Origin of the sequence: Thalassospira australica, from assembly GCF_000763295.1 — a bacterium.
In the GTDB taxonomy this organism is placed as follows: domain Bacteria; phylum Pseudomonadota; class Alphaproteobacteria; order Rhodospirillales; family Thalassospiraceae; genus Thalassospira; species Thalassospira australica.
Map to the genome: position 1 here is coordinate 164206 of NZ_JRJE01000005.1, position 16736 is coordinate 180941.

Genomic DNA, 16736 nt, shown 5'->3' on the forward strand with positions numbered 1-16736 from the left:
ATTCTGCACGAAACCTGCAGAAAACCGGGAAATGCCCGGGTAAAATAAAACAAATTCCGTGGCTTGGAGGATACGTCGACCGCAACGCAGCATTGGTAATTTAATTACCCTGCAAAACGGATCGACCCCGAACAAGGAGTGAAGGCCATGAATACCACTGCTGAAGTGCTGCCTTTCCGTGGCGGTCAGGAAGAAAAAGATCTGTATGAAATCGGTGAAATCCCGCCGTTGGGCCATGTTCCAAAGAACATGTACGCATGGGCGATTCGCGAAGAACGCCACGGCGAACCCGATACCGCCATGCAGTGCGAAGTTCTGCCCGTCACCCAGCCTGACAGCCACGAGGTGCTTGTCCTGGTGATGGCGGCAGGCGTGAACTACAACGGCATCTGGGCTTCGCTTGGCAAACCGATTTCGGTGTTTAATTCCCATGATTGCCCGTTCCATATCGCCGGATCGGATGCATCAGGCATCGTCTGGGCGGTCGGATCAAAAGTCACCCGCTGGAAAGTCGGCGATGAAGTCGTCATTCACTGCAATCAGGATGATGGCGATGACGAGGAATGCAACGGCGGCGATCCGATGCTGTCCCCAACCCAGCGCATCTGGGGATATGAAACCCCTGACGGCTCCTTTGCCCAGTTCACCTGCGTGCAGGCACAGCAATTAATGCCGCGCCCCAAACATCTGACCTGGGAAGAAAGTGCGTGCTATACGCTGACCCTTGCCACCGCCTATCGCATGCTGTTTGGCCATCGTCCGCACATCCTTCGACCGGGGCATAATGTTCTGGTCTGGGGCGCATCAGGGGGCCTTGGATCGATGGCAATCCAGTTGATCACCACAGCCGGGGCCAATGCGATTGGCGTTATTTCCGATGAATCAAAGCGCGACTTTGTTCTCGGACTTGGGGCCAAGGCCGTCATCAACCGCAAGGACTTCAATTGTTGGGGTCAGCTTCCCACCGTCAACGGTCCGGAATTTGGCGATTATATGAAAGAAGTCCGCAAATTCGGCAAGGCGATCTGGGACATCACCGGCAAGGGAAATGATGTCGATATTGTCTTTGAACATCCCGGCGAACAGACTTTCCCGGTATCGTGTAACGTGGTCAAACGCGGCGGCATGGTTGTTTTCTGTGCCGGCACCACCGGCTTTAACCTGACCTTTGATGCCCGGTTTGTCTGGATGCGTCAGAAACGTATTCAGGGCAGCCACTTTGCCAACCTCAAACAGGCCGCACAGGCCAACACCCTGATGGTCGAACGCCGGATTGATCCCAGCATGTCCGAAGTCTTTAGCTGGGACGATATTCCGCGTGCCCACATGAAGATGATGCGCAACGAACACAAGCCGGGCAACATGGCCGTTCTGGTTCAGGCAAAACGTCCGGGCATGCGCACACTCGAAGAAGCAGTAGAGGCCTAATCCCACATAAAGCCTTTACTGATTGCTGGCACCCCGCGCGCGTTCTCGCCCGATCGGCGTACGGGGTGCCACCACCCTTTCAAACCAGACACATGCATGACTGGCGGCACATCATGCCCCACTGATTGCGCCATGCCGACACGAGGACCGATGAATGACTGATACCGCCCTTTTGCCTGACCTTGAACGGCTGTGCGACGATGCGCTTGCCGCCCTTGCCCCGGTATATGACGCGGCCGAACATGCCCTGCGCACGGCCGTCACCATAGATGGCAAGATCAACGCGGGCGCGTTTGATGACAATCAGTTCGCGGCACACGGTTTTGCCTGGTTCACCACCTATGTCACGGCCTTGGGGCAAATGAAGGCATGGGCAAACCGGCTTAAGGATCAGGGCAAGTTCGGCAATCTCGAACAACTGATCTTGCAATCGGCCTTTGGCGAATATCTTGCCCAGATCAAGGGTGGCATCCCGATGTCACAAGGCGAAATCATTCGTCTTTCCAACCTTGGCATCAGCGACGATATTATCGCATCCCTTGGCGCAAGCCCATCGGTCACCATCCTTGCCAATCAGGGCAATTCGGACGCAACCCGGCGCGCCATTGCCAAGGAGATCGAGGACAGCCTTGATACCGGGCAATTCGGCGACACCGGGCTTGAGGACGAAACCCTTGATATGGTGCGCGATCAGTTCCGTCGTTTTGTCGACGAAAAAGTCACGCCATACGCCCACGGATGGCATGAACGTGACGAATTGATCCCGATTGAAGTCATCACCGAGATGTCCGAACTTGGCGTATTTGGCCTGACCATCCCCGAAGAGTTCGGTGGTCTTGGCATGGGCAAGACCGCCATGTGCGTTGTGACCGAAGAACTATCACGCGGTTATATCGGCGTTGGGTCGCTTGGCACCCGATCGGAAATTGCCGCCGAACTGATCCGCCTGGGCGGAACCGATGCGCAAAAGGAACACTACCTGCCGAAACTGGCATCTGGTGAAATCCTGCCGACAGCCGTTTTTACCGAACCCAACAATGGATCGGATCTGGCGCATTTGCGCACCCGTGCGGTCAAGAATGGTGACATCTATAAGGTGACCGGCAACAAGACATGGATCACCCATGCCGCACGATCTGATCTGATGACCCTTCTGACCCGCACCAACCCGGATGAGGCAGGCTACCGTGGTCTTTCCATGCTTTTGGCTGAAAAACCCCGCGGCACAGATGACAATCCGTTCCCCGCCGATGGCATGTCGGGCGGCGAGATCGAGGTGCTTGGCTATCGCGGCATGAAGGAATACGAACTCTCCTTTGATGGCTTTGACGTCCCGACTGAAAACCTTCTGGGCGGCGAAGAAGGTCAGGGCTTCAAACAATTGATGGCAACCTTTGAATCCGCACGTATTCAAACTGCGGCACGTGCAGTTGGTGTTGCCCAGAACGCGCTTGAAATCGGCATGCGCTATGCCAAGGACCGCGTCCAGTTTTCCAAACCGCTTTATGAATTCCCAAGGGTCTATGGAAAAGTCGCATGGATGGTTGTCGAGACCATGATTGCGCGCCAGCTGACCTATTTTTCGGCCTTTGAAAAGGATCAGGATATCCGGTGCGATATCGAGGCGGGCATGGCCAAGCTTTTGGGGGCGCGTGTGGCATGGTCGAATGCCGATAACGCACTTCAGATCCACGGCGGGAACGGATATGCGCTTGAATATCAGATCAGCCGGGTGCTGTGTGATGCGCGCATTCTGAACATTTTTGAAGGTGCCGCCGAGATCCAGGCACAGGTCGTCACCCGGGGAATTCTCGGGCGCTAAGCCGATAACATTCTGAAATACAGATTAATTTCTGATTTGAACCGTGGCCCCTGTGAACAACAAGGGCAAACTTGGCCCGTCATGCTTGGCGGGCCACTTTTCTATATCAACCTAAAGTATGATATCTTTCGCCTAACCCTCTAGTGCTAAATAAAACCAAACTGATAAGCAGAACCCTTAGAATCTGTAAAAAACAGGCTAAAGCCCTGTGGGGAAAAGGGAGAAACATTCAAATGAATCACGCCCTGAACATGTCAGAAAATTCTATTTTTGCGCGCATTAGCGAAGCCAAGACACTCTTTGATGAAAACGCCACCCAGCTTGCCGAAAGCCTGATTGGGGATTTGCTTGGCACAGGGCAAAGCAGCGCGGAATCAAGCAATCCGCAGCAGCACATCACTGCCCTTGCAGAGCGTTTTCGCACGATGGCCAATTCAACCTCAGCACGTGAGTTCAACCAGTGCTTTGGCAGTCATGAATTGGCACAGGCAACCGCAGGATTAACCCCCGATCAGCTTGTTCTTGCCTATCACAAGGCGGCATCTCATTGCGCGACTCTGGCGTCGCGAACAAAGTCGGTCAAAGCCACCCCATCGCTTCTCGATGCGGCACGCTGTGTATTGATGGCAGATATGGCCAGCCTGATGGCCGCCCAGCAAAAGGTCGTCGCCGATCAGCGGTCCGCCTCTGAAATTCAGTCGATGTCAGAAATCATCGAACGTGAAACCGATAACATCATTTCAGAAGTCGGCTTTCAGGCCGGTCGCACCAACGACGTGGCTCAGGCCATGGAAAGTGATGCCAGCGAACTTTCCCAACTGGTGGAACGCATTACAGCGACAACCGATATCGCCAGCAACAATGTCTCGACCGTTGCCTCTGCGACCGAGGAGCTGCAGGCATCCAGCCACGAAATTGCAGAACGCATCCACAAAACCAACGACATTGCCGGTCAGGCCGTGACCCGGGCGCAGGAAACCTCGCACACGATGAACAGCCTGTCGGAAACCGCAAGCGAGATCGGCAAGGTCGTCGATATCGTCAAACGCATTTCCGATCAGACCAAGATGCTGGCACTGAATGCGACGATCGAGGCCGCCCGCGCCGGAGATGCCGGCAAAGGGTTTGCCGTGGTTGCCAACGAGGTCAAGAACCTTGCAACCCAGACCGAAAAGGCGATCTCGGACATTAATTCACAGATTACCGCCATTCAGGGCGCCACATCGGAGGCCGTCACCGCAATCGAAGGCATCGGCGGTGCAATTGACGAGGTCAGCCAGCTTTCAACTGACATTTCGGCATCTGTCGAACAGCAAACAGCGGCCATTGGTGAAATTTCATCAAGCGCACAGGAAGTCTCGACCCACATGCGCGGCATTTCATCCGATATTGAGCTGGCCAGCCAGAAATCGCTAAATGCCAGTGAAACTGCAGAAAACCTGCGCATTCTGTCATCGAATATCCGCAACGACATATCGGAAATGGAAAGCCGTTTCCGCATGGTTCTGCGCAGCACAGAAAATGCCAACCGCCGCAACGAAGATCGGGTTCCGATTGCCGTTGACATCGACGTTGATTTTGGCGGGAACGACGTCAGAAGCGGCGTGACCGCGGATATGTCACTGGCCGGGTTACTTGCCCGGATTGAAGCCACAGAAAAAGATCGCAACAAACCGATCAAAATCACAATGGCCGATGGCACAATCCTGAACGGCATCGTCAAGGCAACATCGGGGCTTGGCACCCATGTGCAATTCACCGAACTGGACGAAAATGCCAATCAGGTGATCTTGAACCACCTGAAAAAAACACGCGATCACGACAACAAGATTGCTGATCTGGGGATCGAATTGGCCGCTGATCTGGGCAAGGTTCTGGAAAATGGTCTGCGCAATAATGAAATCACCAGCGAAGACCTGTTCCAACCACGCTATGAAGCAATCCCCGATACCGATCCAAAGCAATTCATGACGCCCTATATCCCCTTCACGGATCGCAACTTCACCCCGCTTCAGGAAGCCATCCTTGAAAAGGACAAACACATTGTCTTTGCCGCCGGGGTGGATTCAAACGGCTACCTGCCGACCCACAACAAGATATACAGCCAACCGCAAAAGCCCGGTGAACCGGCATGGAACATGGGCAACTGTCGCAACCGGCGCATCTTTGATGACCGTGCTGGTCTGATGGCGGCACGCAACACCAAGCCGCATTTGCTGCAAACCTATTTCCGCGACATGGGCGACAGCGTTGTCTTCATGAAGGAATGCGACGTCCCGATCATGGTCGATGGACAACAGTGGGGTAACCTGCGCATCGGTTACCGCGCTTAACGTCAAAACTCATTCACATGACCGGCCCGAGCAAACGATAAAAACAAAACACCCCGGACATTGTGCCGGGGTGTTTTAATATTCACCAACGTTCAGTCCATATCGACATTTGGATCAAGTGTGCGACCGCAGGATTGCCTCGGCGATTTCGCGTTCGATCTCTGCCGGATATTCATAGAAACCCGGTTTGAAGGACGCCGCACCCCCAGATGCCAGCCAGTCGATGCCGCGGATCAAAATGGCCGAGAACGGATCAAACAAATCCTTGCCAGATCCCCCCATCCCCGGCGCCAGGTTAAGCAGGCTTCCGCGGTTCAGAAGGTAAACTTCACGACTGTTATCAAGCTCAAACCGTTCAATATAGCGGCGCATCTTTGTCCGCGTTTGGCTATCAAGCCATTTAACATCAATCTCTGTATTGGAATGCCCGACATTGACCAGAACCGCCCCGCGACGGCATTGCTTGATTTGCTTTTCACCCAGAATGCCTGACAGGCCCGTTGCCGTAACAATGATCGCACATTCACGAAGACCATCTTCAAGCGAAACAACCCGGCATCCGTGATGCTGGGCTTCAAGTGCGCGCACAGGGTCACGTTCGGCAACCGATACCACCGCGCCAAGATTACGTGCACGTTCGGCAACCCCGCGACCAACCGGACCAAACCCGATTACCAGAACCGAACGCCCATAAAGCGCAAGTCCCGTCACATTGGAAAAGACCGGCCACATTTCCTGCGCAACGTGATGACGGTTATGCAGGCGGTCCTTGATGGCAATATCGTTCCAGTTAAAGACCGGGAAGGAATACGCAAGTTTTTCAACCCGGTGAACACCGGTCGTGGTCGCTTCAAGCGCCCCTTCGACCTTATGGCCCTTGTTAACAAAGGCCTCGATCAACTCACCCCCCATGTCAGCCACGATATCAGCCGGTTCGGACGACAGGATGTCGATGCTTTTGGCATATTCTTCGGGTGTCATCCCCGAAAACGCATGAACCTCAACACCATTGGCCGCCAGATAAGCTGCGGCAACATCATCGGTGCTATCTGGGTTACACGCCCCAACCTTGACCTTTGCCCCCGCCTTCACGAACGGCAGCAGGGTGGGAATAGTGTCTTCAAGAACGTGCTGGAAACTGACGATGGTTTTGTCGCGCAGGTCGCGCTTGGCAACATAGTTGCCGTATTTGGCCGTCACCGGGCAGATCACCTCGCGCCAGGCAAGGGTCTCCTCAGTGATCTGTTGGGCAAGGGCGGCGTCCTTGATACGGCTGGTCATGGAATTGGTCTCTTAACTTCGTGGGCGAATGATTACCCCACTAGTTAATGCCAGCCTGACCGGATGAAAAGACTTTCTGATCATCCGGTCAGGATCAGGTTTCGGTTTTACCGCCCTGGCCGTTCAGACCAACTGACCCGATCAATCACGCGCGGGACTGTTCAAGCCACGCTGAACGGCCGGACGTTCCAGCGCACGCTCAAGCCAGGCCGGAACGTTTTTAAATTCGTGATAGTCAACAAGATCACCTGCGTCATAAAAGCCGATCAGGTTGCGCACCCAACCAAGCGAGGCAATATCGGCAATGGTATATTCATCGCCCATGATCCAGTCACGCCCGTCAAGGCGGGTTTCAAGCACACCCAAAAGACGTTTGCTTTCGTTGCGATACCGGTCAAGCGGACGCGTGTCCTCGATCTCCTTACCAGCAAATTTGTGGAAGAATCCAAGCTGGCCAAAGATCGGACCGATCCCCCCCATCTGGAAGTAAACCCACTGGATCGCCTCGATACGCTTTGCTGGATCAGAAGGCAGGAACTTGCCGGTCTTTTCCGCCAGGTACTGAATGATCGCACCCGATTCAAACAGGCCAAGCGGCTCGCCATTTGGTCCGTTCGGATCAATGATCGCCGGAATTTTACCGTTGGGGTTCAGCGAAAGGAACTCCGGCGTCCAGGTTTCATCTTCGCCGATATTGATCAGATGCGGTTCATATTCCAAACCGGTTTCTTCAAGCATGATGGAAACCTTGACCCCGTTCGGGGTCGGCAGGGAATAAAGCTGGATAACATTCGAATTTTGCGCCGGCCAGCGTTTGGTAATCTCGAAACTCGACAGATCAGCCATGATAAAGCCCTTTCCAAGTCAATGTGTCGTTGACCACAAGATTTAGACCATCATGGCTATTGCGCCACCGGCAATCTGGCAACTTATTGTTTCCATGCACGCACAGCACGACGATAAACCAACCATGCTTGCGTCGCGTACCAAGGAAGGTCAAAATTGGTCTGCACCGTTTCACCGGCGCCCAAACCATCGACTAATTGCGAAATTATCCATCGTCTGGTTGCCTGTGATCACAGTTTGGCGCAGCATGGCCCTGCCTGAAATAAATCGGATGGTAATCGCTGTACGTAAGCAGCACAGGATTGCAAAAACCTCCCTTCGGAATAAATCTGCAGGCAGAAACAGGAAAGAACAGGAATGACTGGCTTTTTACAGATTGGCGTACTGCTGGCGATGGCTGCCGTTGCCGGGGTTTTGGTGATGGGCATTGTGTCCATGGCGCGGGGCAAGGATGCCCGCAAACAAAACAAGTTAATGCAATTGCGCGTCCTGCTTCAGGCCGTTGCCCTGTTGTTGCTTTTTATCCTGTCGCTGATAGCTGTCGGCTCTTAAGTCGCCCGCCACACACCGATCAGATCCCCCATACGCAGATTACGGACGGCACATGGTTCAACTGACACGTATCTATACAAAATCCGGTGACAAGGGGAAAACCGCCCTTGGCAATGGCTCGCGCGTTGCCAAAAACGATGTTCGCGTCGAGGCCTATGGCACCGTTGATGAGACCAATGCCGTATTGGGTGTCGCCCGCCTTCATGCCGATGGCGACATCGACGCCATGCTGGCGCGAATCCAGAACGACCTTTTTGACCTTGGCGCAGACCTCTGCACGCCCGGCGATGGCAGCGACGATAACCCTGAACAGCCCGCCTTGCGCATCACCGCCAAGCAGACCGAACGCCTTGAACAAGAGATCGATGAAATCAACGCAGCGCTCAATCCGCTGAAATCATTTGTTTTACCCGGCGGCAGTGCGCTTTCGGCACAGCTTCATGTTGTCCGTACTGTTTCGCGCCGGGCTGAACGGCTGATTGTCGAACTGGCCGGGATCGAGACCATCAACCCGGAAGCCGTTCGCTATATCAATCGCCTGTCAGACCACATGTTTGTTCTGGCCCGCCATGCCAATAATGGCGGCAAGGATGATGTTCTCTGGCAGCCCGGACTAACCCGATAATCTGACCCGATCAGAAGATTGCCGGACAAAATCCTTGTTCCCATGCGGATTTTTGCCGTATCAAGACCGCGAAGGGCATCAAGATTTTCGTGAAGAAGTTGTCGTTAACGTCAACACCTTTACGTAAATTGACATCCTGCGCATCACTACCTATTGTGCATCGCGGGGAAAACATTACCATGCGGGCCCGCTGGCCTCCTGCCCCGGCAGGAAGCAAAAAGCCCGCAGTTTCGACAACAAAAACGAACAGGTCTGTCATGAAGGTTCTTGTCGCCGTTAAGCGCGTTGTGGATTACAACGTCAAGATCCGTGTCAAACAGGACCAGTCTGGCGTTGAGTTGAACAACGTTAAGATGTCCATGAACCCGTTTGACGAAATCGCCGTTGAAGAGGCCATCCGCCTCAAGGAAGCAGGCACCGCCACCGAAGTGGTTGCTGTGTCGCTCGGCGTTAAACAGTGCCAGGAAACCCTGCGCACCGCCCTTGCCATGGGTGCCGATCGCGGCATTCTGGTCGAAACCGAGGACGAGCTGCAGCCGCTTGCTGTTGCAAAACTCCTGAAAGAAGTCGTTGCCAAAGAAAGCCCGGATCTTGTGATCCTTGGCAAACAGGCAATTGATGATGACGCCAACCAGACCGGTCAGATGCTGGCTGCACTTCTGGATTGGCCGCAGGGCACCTTTGCATCCAAAGTTACCGCTTCTGACGGCAAACTGGATGTCACCCGTGAAATCGACGGTGGTCTCGAAACCATCAAGATTGATCTTCCGGCCATCGTGACCACTGACTTGCGTCTCAACGAGCCGCGTTACGCGTCACTGCCGAACATCATGAAAGCCAAGAAAAAGCCGCTCGACACCCTGAGCCCGGCCGACCTTGGCGTTGATACCGCGCCGCGCCTGAAAACCCTGAAAGTCACCGAACCGGAGGCACGTCAGGCAGGTGTCAAGGTTGCCGATGTCGCAGAGCTTGTCGACAAGCTCCGCAACGAAGCAAAAGTAATCTAAGCGGGGATCAATCAAATGAGCATTCTTGTTATTGCCGAACACGACAATACCGAACTGAAGGGCGGCACGCTTAACACCGTTGCAGCTGCACAGAAGATCGGTGGCGACATCACCGTTCTTGTCGCCGGTGAAAACTGCCGTGGCGTTGCCGACGCCGCAGCAAAAGTCGATGGCGTTTCCAAGGTTCTGGTTGCCGACAACGCAGCCTACGGCCACTTCCTGGCTGAAAACATGGCCGGTCTGGTTTCCGAACTTGCCAATGACTACAGCCACGTTCTGGTTCCGGCTTCGACCTCGGGCAAAAACTTCATGCCGCGCGTTGCGGCAATGAAAGACGTCGCACAGATCTCCGACATCACCGATGTCGTCAGTGCCGATACCTTTGTCCGTCCGATCTATGCCGGTAACGCCATGGCGACCGTTCAATCGTCTGACGCACTGAAACTGATCACGGTTCGGACCACGGGCTTTGATCCGGTTGCTGGCGAAGGCGGCTCTGCTGCCATCGAAGATGTTGCCACTGTAGCAGATGCTGGCAAATCCAGCTTCGTTGGTCAGGAACTGACCGAGTCGGAACGTCCGGAACTCAGCGCTGCAAGCATTGTCATCTCTGGTGGTCGCGGCATGGGGTCGGGTGAAAACTTCCACCTGATCGAACCGATTGCCGATAAACTGGGGGCCGCAATTGGCGCATCACGCGCTGCAGTTGATGCCGGTTACGCCCCGAACGACTGGCAGGTCGGTCAGACCGGCAAAGTTGTTGCACCGCAGCTATACATTGCTGTAGGCATTTCGGGTGCTATTCAGCACCTTGCCGGCATGAAGGACAGTAAGGTCATTGTCGCAATCAACAAGGACGAAGAAGCACCGATCTTCTCGGTAGCGGATTACGGACTTGTCGGTGACCTGTTTGAGGCCCTTCCCGCTCTGGCGAGTGAACTCGACAAATAATCTGATCCCATTTAGGGTCAAAACACTGCATTCTGTTGTTTTGACCCTAAGGGACGAGTGGGGAACAAATGGCTTCGTTGGAAGATATTAAAACCATTGGCGTAATCGGCGCCGGTCAAATGGGCAATGGTATTGCGCATGTGATCGCCCTTGCCGGTTACGACGTCCGAATTCTCGACATTTCGCAAGATGCCCTTGATAAGGCCATCGGCGTGATGGACAAGAACATGGAGCGTCAGGTCAAGAAAGAGCTGATTACTGCAGCGCAAAAAGATGCTGCACTTGCGCTGATCTCAACCGGAACGGAATATTCCTTCCTGTCTGATTGTGATCTGGTGATCGAAGCGGCCACCGAGAACGAAGAGATCAAGAAACAGATCTTCAAGGCGCTGTGCCCGGTTCTTGGCCCGGAAGCCATCATTGCCACCAACACATCATCCATTTCAGTGACCCGTCTGGCGTCCTACACGGACCGTCCGGCGAAGTTCATGGGCATGCACTTCATGAACCCGGTCCCGCTGATGAAACTGGTGGAACTGATCCGGGGTATCGCAACGGATGAAACCACCTATCGCACCATCCACGAGCTGACCAAAAAGCTTGGTAAGGACACGGCAAGTGCCGAAGACTTCCCGGCCTTTATCGTCAACCGTATCCTGCTGCCGATGATCAACGAGGCGATCTACACCCTTTATGAAGGTGTGGGGAACGTCAAATCCATTGATGCGGCAATGCGCCTGGGTGCGAACCATCCGATGGGCCCGCTGCAACTTGCAGACTTTATCGGGCTTGATACCTGCCTGTCGATCATGCATGTCCTGCACGATGGCTTGGCCGATACCAAGTATCGCCCCTGCCCGCTTCTGGTCAAATATGTCGAAGCCGGATGGCTTGGCCGCAAGGCTGGCCGTGGCTTTTACGACTACAGCGGCGACGAACCGGTCCCGACCCGCTAATTGCCGTGCATTTGGCATCGAAATATTCGCATCAAAGCCGTTGCATTCGCAGCGGCTTTTTTGTTGTAATCTGCCCCCCCATTGACAACGCGATGACCCAGCCCAGCCCTGTCGGTCAGGCGACCTTATCAACCGTGTTTGACAAATTTTCAGCATATTTATAGCGCACTGTCAGATGAATTCACGCCAAACGAGGATCAAAACCCAAGAAGCCCCCTCTTTTAACGACAGGGAATTTTTGCCGGTCATCGCAGGTCGCCGGTTTCTTTCCTCTGACATCCAAAATTCTTATTCCACAGACTTTAAACCCCTGATCTAGTACCAACATTAGGATCAGGACCTATTTAATTTATACATCCGGATAATCATGAGCATCACAGTTGTTGGAAGTTCGAATTTTGATTTTGCCGCGCAGGTGGCAAAGCTCCCGCGTCAGGGACAAACTGTCAGTGCAAAGGATTACAAAACAGGCCCGGGCGGCAAGGGCTGCAATCAGGCCCTGGCGGTTTCCAGACTTGGTGTCGAACCTGTGTTCATCTCGAAAATCGGTGATGACATGCTTGGACGGCAGTTTTTGGAAACGCTTGCCTCTGAGGGGCTTGGCACCAGTCAACTGATCATCACCGACGAAGCACAAACCGGTACTGCGCTGATCTCAATTGATGAAGCAGGCGAAAACATGATCACGGTGGTTGGCGGTGCGAACATGACCCTGAGCCGCAACGACCTGCGTGACAAGCAAGAACACCTGCGTGACTGCGACTATCTGTTGTTACAGCTTGAATGTCCGGCCGTCGCCGTTGATTGTGCGATCAAACTTGCCCGCGAAGGCAAGGCAAAGGTCATCCTTGATCCGGCCCCGGTTGCTGATCTGGTGGTGATGCGCGATTTGCTTGCCCTGACACATATTGTCACCCCCAATCAAAGTGAATGCCTTGCCCTGACCGGTATTGAACCAACGGACGCAATCTCGGCCAAAGTTGCAGCCGAAAAGTTGCATGAAATGGGTCCGGAAACCGTGGTTATCAAAATGGGCAGTGCGGGCGCGTTTTATTCCTCAAACGGACAAACCGGCATGGTGCCGGGCTTTGACGTCAGTGCAATCAATACTGTCGCTGCGGGCGATTGCTTTAATGCCGGGCTGGCTGTTGCGCTGAATGGCGGTCAATCGCTTGGCGATGCTGTTCGGTTTGGCTGTGCCACCGGCGCTTTGTCGACCACCAACAATGGGGCCGCACAATCCGCCCCGGCATTGGCAGACGTTCTTGCCCTGCTGAAAGACGGCGAGGTCTAGGACGTTTTCCCCCCGGATCGGTGCATTTTAGGCGTGCGTCGTTGGTCGTCGCGTTTGGGTGGGTTTGTTGTTCAGGACGTCTGATCAATCAGATGTTCAAAGTATGCAATAACCGCTGGTGCGTCCCATTGGGCGATGCCCTCAAGCTTGCCGCGCAAAGTACCCTTGGCGTCATAAACAAAACTGGTCGGCAGGCCTCGTGCCCCCATGCTGCGCGCAATTGCCCCGCGTGGATCAAGGACGACGTCAAGGTGTTCGATTCCATTGGTGGCAAAGAATTCTGAAACCGCCTCTGCGCCGCCACGGTCCTGACTGAGCGCCAAAACCCGGAACGGCTTATCTGCCATTTCCACCGACAAACGATCCAGATCAGGCATTTCCTTGACACAGGGCACGCACCATGTCGCCCACAGATTGACCAAAACAACCTGTCCTTTCAGGCTGTTAAAGGTGACCTCATTGCCATTTTCATCGACAAATGCCAGATCTTCGGGCAAAGAACCGCCTTCTGATGGCACAACCATTTTTGAAAGTTCTTGCGGGAATTGCGTATCAGCAAAGGCAGGGGTTGCATAAATGCCCGAGATGGCGACAATCACGCCAAGTTTTACGTAACGAAGCAATGCCTTCACGACACCCACCTTTCCAAGACTGCGGATCAAAATGACCGACCAAAACGCCACTGACCAGAAAAACGCAAACTCCCTTTGGGGCGGCCGCTTTGAAGCAGGCCCGTCAGCCATCATGGAAGAAATCAATGCCTCCATCGGTTTTGACAAGCGCCTTTACGCCCAGGATATTCAGGGCTCCAAAGCCCATTGCGCCATGCTGGTCAAGCAGAACATCATTCCTGCTGAAGATGGCGAAAAGATCACCAACGGTCTAGACCAGATTCTTCAAGAAATCGAGAGCGGCGACTTCAAATTCTCGGCTGCCCTTGAAGACATCCATATGAATGTCGAAAGCCGCCTGCGCGAATTGATCGGTCCGGCGGCGGGTCGCCTGCATACTGCGCGCTCGCGAAATGATCAGGTTGCCACCGATTTCAAACTGTGGGTCCGTGATGTTGCCCTTGGCGATCTTGAAGTTGGCCTCAAGGGCCTGCAGGATGCCCTGATCGCACAGGCCGAAACCCACGCTGAAACCATCATGCCGGGCTTTACGCATTTGCAGGCAGCCCAGCCGGTCACATTTGGTCATCATCTTTTGGCCTATGTCGAAATGTTTGGCCGTGATCGCGGACGTGTGGCCGATTGCCGCACCCGTATCAACGAAAATCCGCTGGGTTCTGCTGCCCTGGCTGGAACGCCCTATCCGATTGACCGCCACATGACGGCAAGCGCACTGGGCTTTGATCGCCCGACGGCAAACTCACTTGATGCGGTATCGGATCGTGACTTTGCGCTTGAATACCTCAACGCCGCATCGATTACCGCCATGCATCTGTCACGTCTGGCCGAAGAAATGGTCATCTGGTGCTCGGCCCAGTTCCGCTTTATCGGCATGTCCGACAAATTCTCGACCGGCTCGTCGATCATGCCGCAGAAACGCAACCCGGATGCGGCTGAACTGATCCGCTCCAAGATCGGGCGTATTGTTGGCTGCTATAACGGCTTGATGCTGTCGATGAAGGGCCTGCCACTGGCCTATTCCAAAGACATGCAGGAAGACAAGGAACCGGTATTCGAGGCCCACGACCATCTTGGCCTGTGTGTTGCTGCCATGACCGGCATGATCGCCGATATGAAGGTCTTTGCTGATAACATGCGTGCTGCTGCCGGTGCGGGCTACACCACCGCAACCGATCTTGCCGATTGGCTGGTGGCCGAACTTGGCATGCCGTTCCGCGATGCCCATCACGTTGTTGGTGCGACCGTCAAGCTTGCCGAAACCAAGGGGTGTGATCTTGATCAGCTGTCCCTTGAAGACCTGCAGGGGATCGAACCCAAGATCACCAATGCGGTTTATGATGTGCTCACGGTCGAGGCATCGGTTGCCGCCCGCCAAAGCTTTGGCGGTACCGCGCCGGTTCGCGTCAAGGAATCGGTCGCGAGCGCAAAGGAAAGGTTTCTGAAATGAACAACACCTTGCTAAAACGCAGCGCCATGGTCGCATTGGCCATTGTCTTGGGACTTTCGGTGGCGGCATGTGGCAAAAAAGGGCCGCTCGAACCGCCAACCGATGCAGGTCATGAATATCCAAGGGATTACCCCACCCAATGAACCATTTTGAATATATTGATGGCGTCCTTCACGCAGAAGGCGTTTCGCTGCCGGAAATGGCTGATAAAGTCGGCACTCCGTTCTTTTGCTATTCGACGGCAACGCTTGAGCGCCATTACAAGGTCTATGCTGACGCGTTTGACGGGCTTGATGCCACTGTCTGCTTTGCGGTCAAGGCCAACTCAAATCAGGCAGTTCTGAAAACGCTTGGCAATCTTGGGGCGGGTGCCGATGTTGTTTCGGTTGGTGAAATGCGCCGTGCCCTGCGCGCCGGTATTTCACCATCCAAGATCATCTTTTCAGGGGTTGGCAAGGCCGACGCCGAAATGCGCGAGGCACTTGACGCCGACATCGCGCAGATCAATGTCGAAAGCATTCCCGAGCTGATCGAACTGAACCGTGTTGCCATCGACATGGGCAAAAAGGCGCGCATTGCGCTTCGCATCAACCCGCATGTTGACGCCAAAACCCATGAAAAGATCGCAACCGGCAAAGCCGAGAACAAATTTGGCATCGACTGGCCCCGTGCGATTGAGGTCTATCGTGATGCGGCAACAATGGACGGCATCGAAATCACCGGCATTGCCATGCACATCGGTTCCCAGTTGACCGACCTGACCCCGTTCCGCGAGGCCTTTACCCGTCTTTCCGGTCTGGTCGAACAATTGCGCGCCGAAGGTATTGATATCCGCAACCTTGACCTTGGGGGCGGGCTTGGCATTGCCTATCAGGGTGAAACACCGCCGCTTCCTGATGCCTATGGCCAGATGGTGCGCGAAACTGTTGGCCACCTTGGTTGCCACATTACGCTGGAACCGGGTCGCCTGATTGCCGGGAATGCCGGGATCATGGTGTCACGTGTCATGTACATCAAAGACGGCGAAGCGAAACGCTTTGTCATTCTTGATGCCGCCATGAATGACCTGATCCGCCCGACACTTTACAGCGCCTACCACGAAATCGTTCCGGTCAATGAACAGCGTGAAGACGATCAACAGGCAACTGTCGATGTGGTTGGTCCGGTTTGTGAAACCGGCGACACCTTTGGCAAGGACCGCAAATTGCCCGACGACCTCAAGCCAGGTGATCTGGTTGCCGTGATGTCAGCCGGTGCCTATGGTGCGGTGATGTCGTCGACCTATAACACCCGCGCACTCACGCCGGAAGTTCTGGTCAAGGGCAACAACTTTGCCATCGTCCGCCCGCGTCAGGAAATCGATGACCTGATCAACATGGATCAGGTGCCGTCCTGGCTCAGCAACGCCTAAGGGCGGATACTTTCTGATCTGAACTTGCTTTTGGGGCGGTTGGCGATGTGCCTGCCGCCCTTTTATTTTGCGCAAAAACGGTCGAACTGCTTGACCGCCCCCCTTAAAACCCCAAGCTGTAAGGGATGGCAGGTGCAATCAATGTTGCACC

The 16736-nt window shown here is 54.4% G+C and carries 16 protein-coding genes; 12 read left to right on the plus strand and 4 right to left on the minus strand.

Going from position 1 to position 16736, the window contains the following annotated elements; all coding sequences use genetic code 11:
• Window positions 1–147 precede the first annotated feature (147 nt).
• The 3 genes from ccrA (at window position 148) to JF44_RS0104985 (ending at window position 5583) form a co-directional block, all read left to right on the plus strand.
• Window positions 148–1428, plus strand: coding sequence for a crotonyl-CoA carboxylase/reductase (gene ccrA, locus JF44_RS0104975; protein WP_033067948.1), 1281 nt, complete (start codon window positions 148–150; stop codon window positions 1426–1428).
• 154 nt (window positions 1429–1582) lie between these two features.
• Entirely contained in the window at window positions 1583–3250 is a 1668-nt protein-coding gene (locus JF44_RS0104980; protein ID WP_033067843.1) for an acyl-CoA dehydrogenase family protein, read from the plus strand.
• Window positions 3251–3483: 233 nt separating this feature from the next.
• Window positions 3484–5583, plus strand: coding sequence for a methyl-accepting chemotaxis protein (locus JF44_RS0104985; protein WP_033067844.1), 2100 nt, complete (start codon window positions 3484–3486; stop codon window positions 5581–5583).
• Window positions 5584–5697: 114 nt separating this feature from the next.
• Here JF44_RS0104985 and JF44_RS0104990 read toward each other — a convergent pair whose 3' ends face one another.
• Complete coding sequence (locus JF44_RS0104990; protein ID WP_033067845.1) at window positions 5698–6864, minus strand: adenosylhomocysteinase; 1167 nt, start codon at window positions 6862–6864, stop codon at window positions 5698–5700.
• A 141-nt stretch (window positions 6865–7005) separates the two neighbouring features.
• On the minus strand, window positions 7006–7710 hold the full coding sequence (locus JF44_RS0104995) for a glutathione S-transferase N-terminal domain-containing protein (protein WP_033067846.1): 705 nt from the start codon (window positions 7708–7710) through the stop codon (window positions 7006–7008).
• Between the two features lie 357 nt (window positions 7711–8067).
• Here JF44_RS0104995 and JF44_RS0105005 point away from each other — a divergent pair, with 357 nt between their 5' ends.
• Together JF44_RS0105005 and JF44_RS0105010 are read left to right on the plus strand one after the other, a co-directional pair.
• Complete coding sequence (locus JF44_RS0105005; protein ID WP_033067848.1) at window positions 8068–8262, plus strand: twin transmembrane helix small protein; 195 nt, start codon at window positions 8068–8070, stop codon at window positions 8260–8262.
• A gap of 52 nt (window positions 8263–8314) precedes the next feature.
• Window positions 8315–8887 (plus strand): cob(I)yrinic acid a,c-diamide adenosyltransferase, encoded by a 573-nt coding sequence (locus JF44_RS0105010; protein ID WP_033067849.1) that lies wholly within the window; start codon window positions 8315–8317, stop codon window positions 8885–8887.
• 10 nt (window positions 8888–8897) lie between these two features.
• Here JF44_RS0105010 and JF44_RS0105015 read toward each other — a convergent pair whose 3' ends face one another.
• A complete protein-coding gene (locus JF44_RS0105015) occupies window positions 8898–9146 on the minus strand; it encodes a hypothetical protein (protein ID WP_033067850.1) in 249 nt (82 codons plus the stop codon).
• On the opposite strand from JF44_RS0105015, the gene JF44_RS0105020 reads away from it, so the two are divergent.
• From JF44_RS0105020 to rbsK, 4 genes are all read left to right on the plus strand, one after another.
• Window positions 9145–9894, plus strand: coding sequence for an electron transfer flavoprotein subunit beta/FixA family protein (locus JF44_RS0105020; RefSeq protein WP_033067851.1), 750 nt, complete (start codon window positions 9145–9147; stop codon window positions 9892–9894). The two genes, JF44_RS0105015 and JF44_RS0105020, sit on opposite strands and share 2 nt — an antisense overlap.
• A gap of 15 nt (window positions 9895–9909) precedes the next feature.
• Window positions 9910–10845 carry an electron transfer flavoprotein subunit alpha/FixB family protein gene (locus JF44_RS0105025; protein WP_033067852.1) on the plus strand — a complete coding sequence of 312 codons (936 nt, stop codon included), beginning with the start codon at window positions 9910–9912 and terminating at the stop codon, window positions 10843–10845.
• A 68-nt stretch (window positions 10846–10913) separates the two neighbouring features.
• Window positions 10914–11801 (plus strand): 3-hydroxybutyryl-CoA dehydrogenase, encoded by an 888-nt coding sequence (locus JF44_RS0105030; protein WP_033067853.1) that lies wholly within the window; start codon window positions 10914–10916, stop codon window positions 11799–11801.
• A 367-nt stretch (window positions 11802–12168) separates the two neighbouring features.
• Window positions 12169–13095, plus strand: a complete 927-nt coding sequence (gene rbsK, locus JF44_RS0105035) for a ribokinase (protein ID WP_033067854.1) — start codon at window positions 12169–12171, stop codon at window positions 13093–13095.
• Between the two features lie 71 nt (window positions 13096–13166).
• Here the strand turns inward: rbsK and JF44_RS0105040 are convergent, their stop codons facing one another.
• Window positions 13167–13727 carry a TlpA disulfide reductase family protein gene (locus JF44_RS0105040; protein WP_033067949.1) on the minus strand — a complete coding sequence of 187 codons (561 nt, stop codon included), beginning with the start codon at window positions 13725–13727 and terminating at the stop codon, window positions 13167–13169.
• A gap of 31 nt (window positions 13728–13758) precedes the next feature.
• On the opposite strand from JF44_RS0105040, the gene argH reads away from it, so the two are divergent.
• Genes argH through lysA form a run of 3 tightly spaced genes read left to right on the plus strand, consistent with a single transcriptional unit; the run spans window position 13759 to window position 16585 of the window.
• Complete coding sequence (gene argH, locus JF44_RS0105045; RefSeq protein ID WP_033067855.1) at window positions 13759–15174, plus strand: argininosuccinate lyase; 1416 nt, start codon at window positions 13759–13761, stop codon at window positions 15172–15174.
• Window positions 15171–15317, plus strand: coding sequence for an LPS translocon maturation chaperone LptM (lptM, locus tag JF44_RS20445; RefSeq protein WP_162181385.1), 147 nt, complete (start codon window positions 15171–15173; stop codon window positions 15315–15317). Before argH ends, lptM begins: the two co-directional genes overlap by 4 nt.
• Window positions 15314–16585 carry a diaminopimelate decarboxylase gene (gene lysA / locus JF44_RS0105050; RefSeq protein WP_033067856.1) on the plus strand — a complete coding sequence of 424 codons (1272 nt, stop codon included), beginning with the start codon at window positions 15314–15316 and terminating at the stop codon, window positions 16583–16585. Before lptM ends, lysA begins: the two co-directional genes overlap by 4 nt.
• Window positions 16586–16736: the final 151 nt, after the last annotated feature.